General features: G+C 36.3%; 13 protein-coding genes. 12 read left to right on the top strand and 1 reads right to left on the bottom strand.

Annotated elements, in window-relative coordinates:
- The first annotated feature begins 4 nt into the window (after positions 1-4).
- From DN064_RS11715 to DN064_RS11690, 6 genes are all read left to right on the top strand, one after another.
- Positions 5-796 (top strand): (Fe-S)-binding protein, encoded by a 792-nt coding sequence (locus DN064_RS11715; protein WP_115462851.1) that lies wholly within the window; start codon positions 5-7, stop codon positions 794-796.
- Positions 796-1002: a hypothetical protein gene (locus tag DN064_RS11710; protein ID WP_115462850.1), complete on the top strand. Its 207-nt coding sequence runs from the start codon at positions 796-798 to the stop codon at positions 1000-1002. Before DN064_RS11715 ends, DN064_RS11710 begins: the two co-directional genes overlap by 1 nt.
- Positions 1003-1012: 10 nt before the next feature.
- A complete protein-coding gene (locus DN064_RS11705; RefSeq protein WP_115462849.1) occupies positions 1013-1498 on the top strand; it encodes an ABC transporter ATPase in 486 nt (161 codons plus the stop codon).
- Positions 1499-1589: 91 nt separating this feature from the next.
- On the top strand, positions 1590-4559 hold the full coding sequence (locus DN064_RS11700; protein WP_232827483.1) for a glycoside hydrolase family 3 N-terminal domain-containing protein: 2970 nt from the start codon (positions 1590-1592) through the stop codon (positions 4557-4559).
- 18 nt (positions 4560-4577) lie between these two features.
- Positions 4578-5720 (top strand): N-acetyl-alpha-D-glucosaminyl L-malate synthase BshA, encoded by a 1143-nt coding sequence (gene bshA / locus DN064_RS11695; protein ID WP_115462847.1) that lies wholly within the window; start codon positions 4578-4580, stop codon positions 5718-5720.
- Between the two features lie 101 nt (positions 5721-5821).
- On the top strand, positions 5822-8737 hold the full coding sequence (locus DN064_RS11690; protein ID WP_115462846.1) for an FAD-binding and (Fe-S)-binding domain-containing protein: 2916 nt from the start codon (positions 5822-5824) through the stop codon (positions 8735-8737).
- Here DN064_RS11690 and DN064_RS11685 read toward each other — a convergent pair.
- On the bottom strand, positions 8729-9580 hold the full coding sequence (locus tag DN064_RS11685) for a UDP-2,3-diacylglucosamine diphosphatase (protein ID WP_115462845.1): 852 nt from the start codon (positions 9578-9580) through the stop codon (positions 8729-8731). The two genes, DN064_RS11690 and DN064_RS11685, sit on opposite strands and share 9 nt — an antisense overlap.
- Positions 9581-9763: 183 nt before the next feature.
- Between DN064_RS11685 and aroC the strand changes: the two genes are divergently transcribed.
- The 6 genes from aroC to DN064_RS11655 are packed head-to-tail and all read left to right on the top strand — an operon-like array spanning position 9764 to position 15604.
- Positions 9764-10831, top strand: a complete 1068-nt coding sequence (aroC, locus tag DN064_RS11680; protein WP_115462844.1) for a chorismate synthase — start codon at positions 9764-9766, stop codon at positions 10829-10831.
- An 18-nt stretch (positions 10832-10849) separates the two neighbouring features.
- Positions 10850-12175 (top strand): dicarboxylate/amino acid:cation symporter, encoded by a 1326-nt coding sequence (locus DN064_RS11675; RefSeq protein ID WP_115462843.1) that lies wholly within the window; start codon positions 10850-10852, stop codon positions 12173-12175.
- Between the two features lie 50 nt (positions 12176-12225).
- Positions 12226-13263: a glutathione synthase gene (gene gshB / locus DN064_RS11670; RefSeq protein WP_115462842.1), complete on the top strand. Its 1038-nt coding sequence runs from the start codon at positions 12226-12228 to the stop codon at positions 13261-13263.
- Positions 13264-13278: 15 nt separating this feature from the next.
- Positions 13279-13614, top strand: coding sequence for a hypothetical protein (locus DN064_RS11665; protein WP_115462841.1), 336 nt, complete (start codon positions 13279-13281; stop codon positions 13612-13614).
- Positions 13614-14444, top strand: a complete 831-nt coding sequence (locus DN064_RS11660; RefSeq protein ID WP_115462840.1) for an N-formylglutamate amidohydrolase — start codon at positions 13614-13616, stop codon at positions 14442-14444. Before DN064_RS11665 ends, DN064_RS11660 begins: the two co-directional genes overlap by 1 nt.
- Positions 14444-15604, top strand: a complete 1161-nt coding sequence (locus DN064_RS11655; RefSeq protein WP_115462839.1) for a flavohemoglobin expression-modulating QEGLA motif protein — start codon at positions 14444-14446, stop codon at positions 15602-15604. Before DN064_RS11660 ends, DN064_RS11655 begins: the two co-directional genes overlap by 1 nt.
- Positions 15605-15836 lie beyond the last annotated feature (232 nt).

The raw sequence follows: 15836 nt of genomic DNA, 5'->3' as shown, positions 1-15836 counted from the left end.
ATATATGAGTGAACAACTTAAGGTGCCAACAATGGCGGAATACACGGCCCAAGGCAAACAGCCTGAAGTGTTATTTTGGGTAGGTTGTGCTGGGAGTTTTGACGATAGAGCAAAAAAAATCACTAAGGCATTTGTAAAAATTTTAAATAAAGCAAATGTAGATTTTGCTGTGCTCGGCGCTGAGGAAAGTTGTACTGGTGACCCAGCAAAAAGGGCAGGGAATGAATTTCTATTCCAGATGCAGGCCGTTACCAATATTGAGGTGCTTAATGCCTATGAAATAAAAACCATTGTGACCACTTGCCCTCATTGTTTTAATACCTTAAAAAACGAGTATCCCTCACTAGGAGGAAACTATGATGTGCTTCACCATACCCAATTCCTTAGAAATTTACTTAAAGAAGGGCGACTAACTATTGAAGGTGGGCAGTTTAAAGGAAAACGAATTACATTTCATGACCCTTGTTATTTAGGTCGTGCTAACAATGTGTATGAAGCGCCAAGAGAATTGATTCAAAAACTAGATGCAGAACTCATAGAAATGAAAAGCTGCAAATCCAGAGGACTTTGTTGTGGTGCTGGAGGGGCTCAGATGTTTAAGGATGCAGAGCCCGGAAATAAAGAGGTTAACATAGAACGTACTGAGCAGGCCCTTGAGACGCAACCGGAGATTATTGCAGCAGGATGCCCATTTTGTAACACAATGATGACCGACGGAGTAAAAAACAAGGAGAAGGAGGGGAAAATAGCGGTCATGGACGTTGCTGAATTGATTGCTAATGCAGAAGATTTATAATGTTTAAAAATCATTGGCGAGAGATACTGAAGTCAGCCTTACTGAACGGACTATTTCTCTCAGCCATTCTCGCTGCTATTGTGTACACATTTAAAAGTGTCTTTCGTCCAGACCTTATTGCACTTTGGTTTGTGTTTTTCTTTGTAACAGGGGGCTACAGAAAGTGGCGACAAATCAAAATTAAGAATATAGAAGACGAGTCTTAAAGATAATTTTATGCTGGTAGATTTTAATGACTTACCTGAAGAATCAAGAGTTTGGATTTATCAATGTAATAGATCCTTTTCGGATACTGAATTGACAGAGATAGATGCTTTGCTTGGTGAATTTATCATTTCCTGGACGGCTCATGGCAAAGGATTGCAAGCAGGTTATAAAGTTATTTATAAGCGATTTATAGTTATTGGATTGGACCAAAACTTTAATTCTGCTACAGGTTGTTCCATTGATGCTTCAGTTCATTTTATTCAAAATTTGGAACAGCATTACAAAGTTGATCTACTGGATAAAATGAATGTGTCCTTTAAACAAGGTGAATTTATTGCCTATAAAAACCTAAAGGATTTTAGACAGATGATTAAAAACAAATCTGTTAGTTCAAAGACCATAGTATTTAATAACCTTGTCAGTAACATCCGGGAATTTAAAGAAAATTGGGAAGTTCCAGCTTCTGAAAGTTGGCACAGTCGGTTTTTCAAATGATGACTGTTAATTAAAGTCTTTATAATTCTATCATAAAATCTTTTTTTTGCCTTTTAGATTATGCTAATTTGGCCTTTAAACCGTTAGCTTGATGATGAGGGATATTCAAAGGTTTCAGACTACAACATTCGTTTTTTTTATTTCAATAGTTTTAGGGTTTTCACAGACTACTGTTAACCCATTACTATCAGAAGATATGAAAGCTCAACGAAAGTGGGTAGACAGTGTTTACAATTCCATGAGCATGTCTGATAAAGTGGGTCAACTATTTATGGTTCAGGCTTTTTCAAATGGAACTAAGGAAGAGGAAAATAAGATTAGTTCCCTAATTGTTGAAGAAGGTATTGGGGGATTAATATTTTCCAAAGGCGGACCAGGCAGGCAGGCAGTTTTATCTAACAACTATCAGGAACAAGCCAAGCTCCCCTTGCTTATTGGGATGGATGCTGAATGGGGTTTGAGTATGCGGCTGGATTCGACCTATGCATTCCCATGGAATATGACCCTTGGTGCTGTAAAAAACACGAAACTCCTTGAGCAAACGGGAGCCCATATCGGGGAGCACTGCAAGCGACTTGGTGTTCATTTTAATTTTGCACCAGTAGTCGATATTAATACCAACCCTAAAAATCCAATTATTGGTAATAGATCATTTGGTGAAAACAGAGATGACGTTACCAGAAATTCACTTGCTTTCATGAGAGGTATGCAATCTAGCGGAGTATTAGCAAGTGCCAAACACTTTCCGGGCCATGGGGACACCGAAGATGATTCGCACGAGACTCTACCAAGTATATCATTCTCAGAAAGCCGAATCGATTCAGTAGAACTATATCCCTATAGGAGCTTGATTAAAAATGGCTTAACAAGTGTAATGGTTGCTCATCTTAACGTTCCTAGCTTGGTAAATAAAGCAGGAAATCCATCTTCTTTAGCACCAGAAATAGTAACACAATTACTAAAGGAAAAGCTTAATTTCAAAGGGCTCATCTTTACAGATGCTTTAACCATGAAAGGAGCGGCAAATTATGGGGATACTGGTACCATTGATCTTTTGGCATTTCAAGCTGGTAACGATGTGCTCTTAATGTCTCAAGATGTAAAGGCTGGAAAGGCAAAAATTCTTCAAGCCATTGAAAAAGGAATAATCTCAAAGCAACGTCTTGAAGAATCAGTGAAGAAAATCTTAATGGCAAAATACAAGGTAGGATTACACAAATACACGCCTGTAGAGGTTTCTAATATATATGAAGACCTAAATCGTATTGAAGATGATGTACTAAATGACAATCTTTTTGAAAATGCCATAACAGTAGTGCGAAATGAAAAGAAACTACTTCCTTTAAGAAATCTTGAAACTAAAAATGTAGCATACGTTAAATTGGGTGATGACGATGGGTCTGATTTCCTAAAGGAACTACGTAAGTATACTAAAGTTCATGAGATTAATGGTGACAAGCTTTCAGACTTACAAAACAAACTTCAAAATTATAATACGGTTATCATTGGATTTCACAGATCTAATGAAAACCCATGGAAATCGTACAAGTTTTCACAGAAAGATATATTATCGTTAAATGCAATTGCTAAAACCCATGTGGTCATCTTAGACATATTTGTTAAACCTTATGCCTTGGCTCAAATTGAGGCATTAACGGATATTGAAGGGATTGTAGTGAGTTACCAAAACAGTAAAGTATCTCAAGCAAAATCTGCGCAATTAATATTTGGAGCTATAGGTGCTAAAGGAAAATTACCAGTTAGTTCTGGAAGCTTTGAAGTGGGAACAAGTCTAACTTATAATGCGCTTAATAATTTAAGCTATGGCCTTCCAGAAAGCGTTGACATGGACTCTAAGAAATTATTAAAACTGGATTCTCTTGCTAATTATGCGGTCAATGAAAAAATGACCCCGGGTATACAACTCCTCGTTGCAAGACATGGTAAGGTCATTTATAATAAATCTTTTGGCTATCACACCTATAAGGGGAAGACAGCCGTTAAAGACGATGATTTATATGATGTAGCATCTTTAACCAAGATATTAGCAACACTTCCCTTATTAATGGAGCTCGAAGAACAAAAGGTTGTTACGTTAAATTCTAAATTAGGTCAAATACTTCCATTTTATAAGGACTCCAATAAGGCCAACATTAGTATCAAACAGATGTTGTCGCATTATGCAAAGTTAAAACCATGGGTGCCATTTTATGCAGCCACTTTGGACTCTGTTGATAAAAAGCCTTTAAAAGAATATTACAGTAATAACCCCAGTAAAAACTTCAGTATTGAAGTAACCAATAATTTGTATTTAAGAAAGGATTATCCAGATAGTATCAATAAGATTATTAAAGAAACCGATCTTCTAAACAGACTTAAATATCGCTACAGTGATTTGCCTTACTATATTTTAAAGCAATTTATTGAGGATCATTACGACCAAACTCTAAATGAGTTGGCAGAACAACACTTGTACAATCCAATTGGGGCTAATAATATGACCTATAACCCAAGACAGCGATTTAGTTTAACTAAGATTGTTCCGACTGAGGTAGATACCTATTTTAGAAATCAGGAGATTCATGGCTACGTACATGATATGGGAGCCGCTATGCAAAATGGAGTCGGTGGTCATGCTGGAGTATTCAGCAACGCTAATGATGTCGCTAAACTTATGCAAATGTATCTACAAAAAGGATTTTATGGAGGTAGACGTTATTTCATGATTGAAACCATCGATAAATTTAACAAGTGCTATTACTGTTACAAAGACAACCGCCGTGGAGTCGGGTTTGATAAACCTCAGTTAGAGGAAGAAGGCCCCACCTGTGGTTGCGTGTCAAATTTAAGTTTCGGACACACAGGTTTTACAGGTACCATGACCTGGGCTGATCCTGAAGAGGAAATAGTATACGTGTTTTTAGCGAATAGAACCTATCCTGAAGCTGGTAAAAATAGGTTGTTAAGAGAAAATATTAGAACCGAAATGCAGCGATTAATTTATGAGGCTATTATTGATGAAAATGCTTCCGCAGATACTAACTTTGCAACAACAAATTAAAAGCACAACAACGTATTCATGAAAATTGCCATTGTATGCTATCCAACATTTGGTGGAAGTGGAGTAGTAGCCACCGAGTTAGGCCTTGAGTTATCAAAACGTGGCCATGAAATACATTTTATTACCTATAGCCAACCTGTTCGATTGGAATTACTTGGTAACAATGTTCATTTTCATGAAGTACATGTTCCGGAGTATCCATTATTTCATTATCAGCCCTATGAACTCGCTTTATCCAGTAAGTTGGTAGACATGGTTAAACTTTATGGTATTGAGCTATTGCATGTGCACTATGCTATTCCACATGCCTACGCAGCCTATATGGCCCAGCAAATGCTGAAACAAGAAGGTATTTTAATTCCTATAGTTACAACTTTGCATGGAACCGATATAACCCTTGTAGGAAGTCATCCCTTTTATAAGCCAGCAGTAACATTTAGTATAAATAAATCTGATGCGGTTACGTCGGTATCAGAAAGTTTGAAGCAAGATACCCTGCGTTTATTTGATATTGTAAGAGAGATCAACGTAGTTCCAAATTTTATAGATTTAGATAAGCACCAAAATAATTTCACCGATTGTCAACGGACCATGTTAGCTGACGACGACGAACGAATTATAACACATATCAGTAATTTTAGGGCTGTTAAGAATATTCCAGATGTCATTTCAGTATTTAATGATATTCAGCAAGAAATACCTGCAAAGCTTATGATGGTTGGAGAGGGGCCAGAAAAGGAGCATGCAGAAAACTTGGTCGATAGTTGGGGTTTAACTGAAAAGGTGATTTTTCTTGGTAATAGTAATGAGATTGATAGAATTCTTTGTTTTAGCGATTTGTTTTTATTACCCTCTACAAGTGAGAGCTTTGGATTAGCGGCCTTAGAAGCAATGGCTTCAGGGGTGCCCGTTATATCTACAAATTCCGGAGGTTTGCCAGAAGTCAATATAGATGGATTTTCCGGTTTTTTAAGTGATGTTCATGACGTTAAAGATATGAGTAGTAAAGCACTATCAATCTTAAGAAATCCTGAAGATCTAGAACAATTTAAACTGAATGCTAAGGCGCAATCATTAAAATTTGACATCCATCAGATTGTTCCAATTTATGAGCAGATCTATCAGAAAACCCTAAGAGAATACTTGGTAAGTTTCAAATAATTATTGACACAATTATAATCCAAGTTCTTGATCTAGATTTCTTCGAATTCAAATCAATTTGAATTGGCTATTAATGCTTAATTTAACCTCAAAGAAAGCACTTGGATTCTTCATACATTGATTTAGCTATAAAGTTAGACGGTGATCTTCATGTCGATGAACTCACCAGGCGTTTATATGCAACAGACGCCTCGGTATATAGAAAATTACCTTCGGCAGTTGTACTTCCAAAATCCAGTAATGATCTAGTTCATCTCGTCAAATATGCTAACGAGCATACAATTGGATTAATCCCAAGAACTGCCGGAACATCTCTTGCAGGCCAATGTGTTGGAGATGGTATTGTTGTTGATTTCTCAAAATATTTTACTCAAATTATCAGTTTTAACGAATCGGAACGTACTGTGACCGTTCAACCTGGAGTTGTTAGAGACAAGCTAAACAATTTTCTGAAACCTTATGGCTTGTTTTTTGGCCCAAACACGTCTACATCTAATCGTTGTATGATTGGAGGCATGGTTGGTAATAACTCGTCAGGAACTACTTCTATTAAGTATGGGGTGACGCGTGACAAGGTTATAAGTCTTAAAGCTATTCTTTCAGATGGTTCTGAGGTGATTATGAATGATAAGTCAAAGGATGAAGTTGAAGTTTTAAGACAAGGGAAATCGATTGAATCCCGTATCTACCAGATAATCACGAAAGAATTGGGAGTGGAGGAAATAAGAAATGGGATCATCAAGGAGTTTCCAAAACCTGAAATTCACAGACGAAATAATGGCTATGCGATTGATACCTTAATTAGCTCTGATTATTTCGTGAACTCAGGAATTCCTTTAAATCTTAGCCATTTAATTTGTGGTTCTGAAGGTACTCTGGCTTTTGTTACCGAAATTACACTAAAGCTAGATCAAATACCTCCCGAGAATGAAGTCATATTAGCCTTGCACTTTAATTCAATTAAGGAAGCTTTGGATTCCGTTAGTTCAGTTATGACTCATGATTTGTATTCATGCGAGTTGTTGGATGATACTATTTTAAATCTAACGAAACATAACAAAAACCAGGAGCTTAACCGGCAATTTATAAAAGGAGAACCTAAGGCCATATTACTTTGCGAATTGCGCTCCAAAAGTCCTAAAAATCTTGATCAGCAAGTCAATAGTCTTATAACGTCTATTCAAAGCATCAATGCAAGCTATGCCCAAGTTGTTCTTAGGGGTATGGATATTACTAAAGCAATGGAACTTCGTAAGGCTGGTTTGGGACTTTTGGGAAATATGATTGGTGATAAAAAAGCAGTAGCATGTATTGAAGATACCGCTGTCGCTGTAAAAGATTTAGCATCCTATATTTCTGAATTCACAAATCTGATGGCCACTTATAATCAAAAGGCTGTTTATTATGCTCATGCAGGTGCAGGTGAATTACATCTTAGGCCCATTTTAAATTTAAAATCCAAGGGTGACGTCGAACTATTTAGAAAAATTACTACGGAAGTTGCTAATTTGGTGAAGAAATACGGAGGTGCCATGTCTGGTGAGCATGGAGATGGTATTGTAAGATCAGAGTTTATCCCGCAAATGATTGGGAAAACTAATTATGATATATTAAAAAGAGTTAAGCAAGTCTTCGATCCCAATAATATTTTTAACCCTGGAAAAATAATAGATCCAAAACCAATGGACCAAGACTTGCGTTACGAAGCAGGTAGAAGAGAGCCAGAAATTGATACACTATTTGATTTTAGTGATTCTCAAGGTATTCTAAGAGAAGCTGAGAAGTGCAATGGTTCTGGGGATTGCAGAAAATTACCAGAATTTAGGGGAACTATGTGTCCCAGTTATAGAGCAACTCGCAATGAAAAGGACACTACTCGGGCTCGTGCCAATGCCCTTAGGGAGTATTTAACTAATTCGAATAAACCCAACAAATTTGATCACGAAGAACTTAAATCTGTATTTGACTTATGCCTGAGCTGTAAGGCCTGTTCAAGCGAATGTCCAAGTAGCGTGGATGTTGCTGCCCTTAAGGCTGAATTTCAGTACCAATATCAGAAGACAAATGGGGTTTCGATGAGAACAAAATTGTTAGCTAGGAACAATGCAATTAATAAGAAGCTGTCACCTATTTCTCGATTAGTAAATTGGTCCTTTAATAATGTGCTCACATCCAATATTATTAAGAAATCAATGGGCATTGCTAAGAACCGTTCTCTTCCCAAAATATCAAGTAGTAGTTTATTTAAATACTTTGAAACCATTAATAAACAACCAGTTAGTAATGATTATTTAAAAACGGTTTACTTATTTGTAGACGAATTCTCCAATTATTTAGACACGGAAATCGGTAAGGATGCGTTACACTTACTTGAAAAGTTAAATTATGATATAAGAATTCTTAACAATGAAGAATCGGGAAGAGCCTTAATCTCTAAAGGTCTACTCGAAGAAGCAAAGGAAGTAGCCAATAAAAACATTGCCTTATACAAGGATTGTGTTTCTGGCGAAACACCATTAATAGGCATTGAGCCTTCTGCGATTCTAAGTTTTAAGGATGAATACTTGAGACTTTCAGATGATAAACAATCAGCAAAGCAGATTGCTAATCATACATTTTTAATAGAAGAGTTCTTGCAGAAAGAAATCGAATTAGGCCATATTTCTGAAGACCAATTTACCAAAACCACGGCCACAATTAAATATCATGGCCATTGTCATCAAAAGGCCTTAAGTAATCAGAAATCGAGCTTTGATGTTCTAAACCTTCCAAGAAATTATAAGGTCACCATTATTCCCAGTGGTTGCTGTGGTATGGCTGGAAGTTTTGGTTATGAAAAAGAGAACTATGATATCAGCATGTCAATAGGCGGTCAAACCTTATTTCCCGCCATAAATAAAAGTCCTGAAGAAGTTATAATAGCCGCAAACGGCACTAGTTGCAGACATCAAATCCTAGATGGTACTGGTCGATATGCGAAACATCCAATTTCTATATTGCGAGAAGCGCTACTGTAACGGTTCTTTACGGGGTTGTTCAACTATTGTTATTGCAGCAATTAAATCCTTAACTTCCATGTCTTTAAGTTCTTCATCAGCAAAGAAAGGTGAGAGTTTGTCCTTGTCGTAGTTGTATATTTTCCAGCGTTTAAACTGATATTCTAAGGCGGTAAAATTTTCAACCCAATCTCCGGAATTTAAGTAGGTAGTTGCTCCAGATCTGTTTTCTCTTAACAACATCTTAGGCTGATGAATGTGGCCACAAATGACATAGTCATACCCATTTTCAATGGCTAAATCTGTCGCAACTTTCTCAAAATCGTTAACATACTTGATGGCGCGTTTGACACTATTTTTAATCTTCTTTGATAATGAATAGCGTTCTCGACCAGATTTCTCCAAAAACCAATTAACAAATCGGTTTATTAAAATGAGCATGTCATATCCCCAACCACCTAATTTAGCCAACCATTTAGCATTTTGAATTGAAATATCAAATACATCACCATGAAAAAACCAAGCCTTTTTGCCATCCAAGTTCAAAACTAATTTATTGACAATGGAAATATTACCAATACTAGTATCCGTAAACTTTCTAAGCATTTCATCATGGTTTCCTGTTATATAGATAACTTCGGCACCATTGGCTGCAAAATCCATGATCTTTTTAATAACTCTTAGGTGTGATTTTGGAAAATAACGTTTTTTAAATTGCCATATATCAACGATGTCGCCATTGAGAATTAGTTTTTTAGGCTCAATACTGTTTAAATAGGTAAGAAGCTGTTTTGCATGGCACCCGTAGGTGCCCAAATGAACATCTGATATAACTGCTATTTCTATTTTTCGCTTAAGATTCAAAACAAAAGTCTTTGTGCAAAGAACAGAACTGGGCTTTACCTCTACATTATGCTATAATTATTTTAGTTTAATCGCAAGGTTATTAAAATGTTAGGTCATTGATCTTTTTTTAAATTTACAGCTGATTAAATTGGAAGTATTACTTTCGATTTTCTTCAATTAAAATTACTTTAGCCATTAAAAATGGCGGGGAACACATTCGGTAAATTATTCAGGCTTACAACCTATGGTGAATCTCATGGAGAGGCTATAGGTGGTATCATTGACGGCTGTCCAGCTGGTATTGAATTGGATTTTGATATGATTCAAAGTGAAATGGAGCGTCGTAAACCCGGCCAATCTAAAATTGTTACCCAACGAAAAGAACCTGATTCTGTTGAGTTTTATTCTGGAATTTTTGAAGGAACAACAACTGGCACGCCCATAGGCTTTGTAATTAAAAACACCAATCAAAAATCTAAAGATTATTCGCATATAAAGGATGTATATCGTCCAAGCCATGCGGATTATACCTATGACCAAAAGTATGGGGTAAGAGATTATCGAGGTGGCGGCAGAAGTTCAGCCAGAGAAACTGCATGCAGAGTAGTAGCTGGTGCTATTGCTAAGCAATTCTTAAAGAGTATCACCATTAATGCATTTACTTCATCTGTTGGTTCTATTCATCTTGACAAGCCTTATTCTGAATTAGATTTTGATTTAACCGAAACGAATGCTGTAAGATGTCCAGATCCCGAAATGGCAGAGAAGATGATTCAGCGAATTAGTGAAGTAAAAAAACAAGGGGATACAATTGGCGGAATTATTAGTTGTGTTATAAGCAATGTTCCAGTGGGTTTAGGTGAACCAGTATTTGATAAGCTACATGCAGAGTTAGGAAAATCTATGCTATCCATTAATGCCGTTAAAGGCTTTGAGTATGGTAGTGGCTTTGCGGGTTCAGAGATGTTGGGGAGTATTCACAACGACCAGTTTAATTCAGACGGAAGTACAAAAACTAATAATTCTGGTGGTGTTCAAGGTGGTATTTCAAACGGAATGGACATTCATTTTAAAGTGGCGTTCAAACCTGTTGCGACTGTTTTACAAAAACAAGATACAATTAATAGTTCAGGAGAAACTATAGAGATGCAAGGTAAAGGACGTCATGATCCTTGTGTGGTACCAAGGGCTGTACCTATAGTTGAGGCTATGGCCGCTCTGGTTTTAGCCGACTACGTGTTGTTGAGAAGAACAGAAACAATTAAGTAATAATACTTTAAGTAACTTATGAAGAAGTTGGCATTACATTGGAAAATTATAATTGGAATGGTGATTGGTATCATATTCGGTTTTATAATGAATTCCATTGATGGGGGAAAGACGTTTATAACCGATTGGATTACACCATTTGGTACGATATTCATCAATCTTTTAAAACTTATTGCGGTTCCATTGATCCTGGCATCATTAATTAAAGGGATTTCGGATTTAAAAGATATTTCCAAGATTAAATCCATGGGGCTTCGGACTATAGCAATTTATATAGGCACGACAATGATAGCCATTGTTATTGGTCTATCTATTGTAAATATTGTCAAACCGGGAGTAGGAATGTCTGAAGATACCATTACTAAAATTGAGCAAAAGTATCAGAATGATGCGGGGGTTACTGATAAACTCCAAAAGGCATCTGCTCAAAAAAGTGCTGGACCTTTACAGCCCTTAGTTGATATTTTTCCAAGTAACATATTTAAAGCTATGGGAGAAGCTAAGATGCTTCAAGTAATTTTCTTTGCTTTATTTGTTGGTATCTGCTTGCTTTTGATCCCTGAAGATAAGGCCAAGCCAATGATTGATATTTTTGTTTCCCTCAATGAAATTGTCATGAAAATGGTGGATCTAATTATGTTATTTGCTCCGTATGCTGTATTCGCTTTGTTAGCTAACGTTATTATTGCTTTTGATGATACTGAAATTTTACTCAAACTCCTGTGGTATGCCCTATGTGTTGTTGTTGGTTTGATTATTATGATTGGTTTCTACTTAGTGTTAGTTAAATCATTTACTGGAAAATCACCACTTTGGTTCCTCAATAAGATAAGCCCTGCGCAGCTTTTAGCATTTTCAACCAGCTCAAGTGCCGCTACCTTACCGGTAACAATGGAACGGGTAGAAGAGCACATTGGTGTTGATAAAGAAGTTTCAGGTTTTGTACTACCAGTTGGTGCCACCGTAAATATGGATGGTACAAGTTTGTATCAAGGTATTGCTGCTGTTTTTATAATGCAGGTCATTTGGCCTGAAGGATTGACCTTTACCAATCAATTAATAATTGTTTTAACGGCTTTATTAGCATCTATAGGAAGTGCTGCCGTTCCTAGCGCCGGCATGGTAATGCTGGTCATTGTATTAGAATCAGTAGGCTTTCCATCTGAATTGCTACCAATTGGACTGGCTTTAATCTTCGCTGTTGACCGACCGCTAGACATGTGTAGAACTGTTGTTAATGTGACCGGTGATGCCACCGTTTCAATGTTGGTTGCTAAATCTTTGGGAAAGTTAAAGGATCCTAAACCCAAAGAATGGGATGATAATTATAAACCAGTTTCATAACTGTATTTATTTTTTTAGATTTAACTTAATAATCTGAAAGAGGATTGTCTATGAACATTTGTTTTATCATGTATCCCTGGGAGGATATAGATCCTGAAAATGACACGAGTTTAGCACTAATTAAAGAATGTGTTAAACGAGGTCATGGTGTTGCTACCTGCACACCCTCAAATTTGACCATTAGAGATAGTGTTACCAATGCGTTTTGTAAGGTGGTTAAGCGTATGGATAAGTGTCCAAATGCCTTAAAAACATTTTACAATAAGGTTCAACTCAGAGACGAGATGTTACCATTAGCTGGGTTTGATGCTATTTTCTTTAGAGCCAATCCACCGCTAGATCCGATAATGTTAAATTTCCTGGATTCGGTTAAAGATGATGTGTTTATTGTTAATTCTCTACAAGGTATGCGAGAGGCTAATAACAAACTTTATACGGCAGCCTTTGGTGATGCCCATAGTAATATTATACCAAATACACATGTATCAAAGAATAAAAATTATCTAATTCGACAGATTAAAGAATCTAAGGCCGATAAGATGATTATTAAACCATTAAATGGATTTGGGGGTTCTGGAGTTATTCTTATCGAGAAATCTGCTATGAACAATATTAATTCACTATTAGATTTTTATATTACTTCTGGTGATGACGACTCTAACTATGTGATCCTACAAGACTATATTGAAGGAGCTGACAAAGGAGATGTTCGTATTTTGTTGCTCAATGGAGAACCTGTTGGTGCCATGAAACGGGTTCCAGGTCAGGATGATCACCGTTCAAATGTTACTGCTGGCGGCTCGGTGCAAAAACATTCACTTACTAAGGAAGAAAAAGCCTTATGCAAGCAAATAGGACCAAAGCTGGTAAAAGATGGCTTATATTTTGTTGGAATTGATGTCATAGGTGGCAAATTAGTTGAAGTTAATGTTATGTCTCCAGGGGGTATTACTTATATCAATAAGGTATATAAAAACAAGCGTAAAGTAGAAGAGAAGGTTATTGACTTTTTAGAAAGTAAAGTAATTGACAAACTTCAGAAATTTGACCGAATTACAAAACTTCGTAAGACGGTGGATGAAGCCTAATCTGTTTGTATTACAATGAAAACAATCGAGTGGACACGCGATGAACTTATAGCTTATGTCCTTTTATACGCTGCCAACTCAGACTTTAAAGAGAGTAATACTGAGCGAAACATTATCATATCTAAGGTTGATATGCAAACGTTTCAGGACATCCATAATGAGTTTGATCACCATAATGATTATCAAAGCATTAATAAAATTATGACAAGTTTAAAACAACACGCTTATACTAGTGACGATGTGGATGTTTTAATGACGGATATTCAAACATTATTTTTCTCAGATGGAAACTTCAACATCAACGAGCAAAACATGTTTAGGTGCCTGAACCGTCTGTTTAAATCTTTATAATGGAGCGTCTTTCAATAAATACGATCATTGATAGAATAAACAATCAAAAAACTTTTGAGGCCGTCTCTGAGGATTACTCGTTTACCTTGAAGATTCAAGATTATGTGCACTATGTATGTGCGGCCATTCATGATGGCCATGAATTTAGAAAGGAACTTTGGGACAATTGTTTACATAGTGAGTATGACCGATGGTACGAAGAGGATCCAGAGACAAAAAACATGGTTATAAATCATCCAATTGTTATCGCAGGGAGAGATTCACGATTTGAATATGATCTTAATAGGTTCCCAGAAGAAGCAGTTTTTGAAACAGCCTGGGGCAAGCAATTATGGCGCAACCCTTTGACGGAAGACGAAAGACAAAAAAGTTTAAAAAAACATGATTCGTTTTATAAGGTAGTCCAAACTTTAATTTCTAAACTAGAAGAAATCCATCAAACGTGTGTTGTCTATGACATGCATAGTTACAATTGGCAACGTTGGGATAGAGAAGTGCCTACGTGGAATTTAGGTACAAAGAATATTGATAATAAAAGGTTTGGTTCCATGATAGAAGATTGGAGACAGGTGCTATCGAATTTGAAATTACCAAATGGAATCAAGCAAACGGCAGCCATAAACAATACGTTTTTTGGGAATGGGTACTTTTTAAGATTTATCACGAATAATTTCAATAATACTTTGGTACTGGCAACTGAGATTGCTAAAATCTATTGTGATGAATACGATCAAGTTATTTACCCAGAGGTGGTAACCGCTGTAGAAAAACAACTAAGGATTATGATCCCAGAACATGCCGCTCATTTTAAGAATAGTATAAAGGCGTAATGTCACATATAAAAACCACTACTGAATTTAAAGAACTCTTTGATATAGATGCTAATCTACATAGGTTGGTCCGTGATATTGAGTTACTCAATTATATCAACCCGTTGAATATTGCGGCAGAGAAGAAAAAGTTCTTTTCCGCCAAATACAATTACGAACCTCAATTTAAGTATCCCAAGAAACGGTTTAATGGATATAAACTACACCGATTATTTTTTTCTCAAAGGCTCGAGCGCATTGCCGATGACGATATTCGCCAATTATATGAGGATATAATCTATGAGTATTCTGGTCTAATAGAGTGCATTGAAACAATTGGACAAGGGCGTAAGTTTTATTTTAATAGCCTGAAGAGTTTTGGGACTCCAACAGAGAAAGACCTGGATAATGCTAAATTCTTATTGCGCTTTGATGACGACCCTAATCGTGAAGATATGCTTCCTAAATTTGATGCGCAGCAAGCCAAGGAAGTTTTTGAGGAATTTTCTAAGCGTTACGACTTTGACTATAACATAAAGATTTCAAAAAATTTATCTGCAGCCGCCATGGTGTTAAATAACACACAAACGTTGGTCTTGCGTAAAACCCATAGCTATAGTAAAAATCAGTTAGATGTGCTCACTAATCATGAAATTGGAGTGCATATGGTCACAACCTTTAATGGCTTATTACAACCGCTTAAGGTCTTTTCTAATGGTTTTCCAAAGAATGTAGAAACTCAAGAAGGATTGGCAGTGTATTCTGAGTTTATGAGCGGTTCCCTTACTATTGAACGTTTAAAGGAATTGGCTTATAGAGTCATTGCTGTTGATACCTTAATTAAAGGCTATGCTTTCAGTGACACCTTTGATCTGCTACACAGGCATTACAAGTTAAATAGGGATAAGTCTTTTGCAATTACTTTAAGAGTTCATCGAGGTGGCGGATTTACTAAAGATCATTTATACTTAAAAGGCTTAAAAAATATTTACAAATACGCCTCCCAAGGGAACGATCTAGGGGTTCTGTTAACAGGAAAGGTAGACTTACAGTATAGAAATACAATAAATAAACTTCAAAGCTTAGGTCTAGCTATTCCACCACGATACTTCACAGATGCCTATGAATCCAATGACAACAAAAATCCTGACCTGGATTTTATTTTAAAAGGCCTCAAATAAAACTGCGTTTCATAGATTAAATCTACAATTCACTTTTCTTGGACTAAAAATCTATTCCTTATATCGATTTTATTTAAAGAAAAAGGAAAGTGAAGGTAGATTTGATCTAACAAATTTAAGCACTGTTCAAGTTTAAGATTATGGTTCTGTGCCTAACTTAATAAAATCTTGACAAGGTTAAATTAGTTTTTAAGTAAGTTGTTAATTTTTGAGACCCACAGCCCCCAGTTGT

The sequence above is a fragment of the Winogradskyella aurantiaca genome (genome assembly GCF_003362725.1).
Classification (GTDB): domain Bacteria; phylum Bacteroidota; class Bacteroidia; order Flavobacteriales; family Flavobacteriaceae; genus Winogradskyella_A; species Winogradskyella_A aurantiaca.
The sequence above is the reverse complement of the archived record's forward strand: the minus strand, read 5'-3'. Positions and strand labels throughout refer to the sequence as shown.

Bases quoted from the DNA above. Each gene is read 5' to 3' on its own strand.
- DN064_RS11715 (WP_115462851.1), top strand. From the start codon at position 5: ATGAGTGAACAACTTAAGGTGCCAACAATGGCGGAATACACGGCCCAA.
- DN064_RS11710 (WP_115462850.1), top strand. From the start codon at position 796: ATGTTTAAAAATCATTGGCGAGAGATACTGAAGTCAGCCTTACTGAAC.
- DN064_RS11705 (WP_115462849.1), top strand. From the start codon at position 1,013: ATGCTGGTAGATTTTAATGACTTACCTGAAGAATCAAGAGTTTGGATT.
- DN064_RS11700 (WP_232827483.1), top strand. From the start codon at position 1,590: ATGATGAGGGATATTCAAAGGTTTCAGACTACAACATTCGTTTTTTTT.
- bshA (WP_115462847.1), top strand. From the start codon at position 4,578: ATGAAAATTGCCATTGTATGCTATCCAACATTTGGTGGAAGTGGAGTA.
- aroC (WP_115462844.1), top strand. From the start codon at position 9,764: ATGGCGGGGAACACATTCGGTAAATTATTCAGGCTTACAACCTATGGT.
- DN064_RS11675 (WP_115462843.1), top strand. From the start codon at position 10,850: ATGAAGAAGTTGGCATTACATTGGAAAATTATAATTGGAATGGTGATT.
- gshB (WP_115462842.1), top strand. From the start codon at position 12,226: ATGAACATTTGTTTTATCATGTATCCCTGGGAGGATATAGATCCTGAA.
- DN064_RS11665 (WP_115462841.1), top strand. From the start codon at position 13,279: ATGAAAACAATCGAGTGGACACGCGATGAACTTATAGCTTATGTCCTT.
- DN064_RS11660 (WP_115462840.1), top strand. From the start codon at position 13,614: ATGGAGCGTCTTTCAATAAATACGATCATTGATAGAATAAACAATCAA.
- DN064_RS11655 (WP_115462839.1), top strand. From the start codon at position 14,444: ATGTCACATATAAAAACCACTACTGAATTTAAAGAACTCTTTGATATA.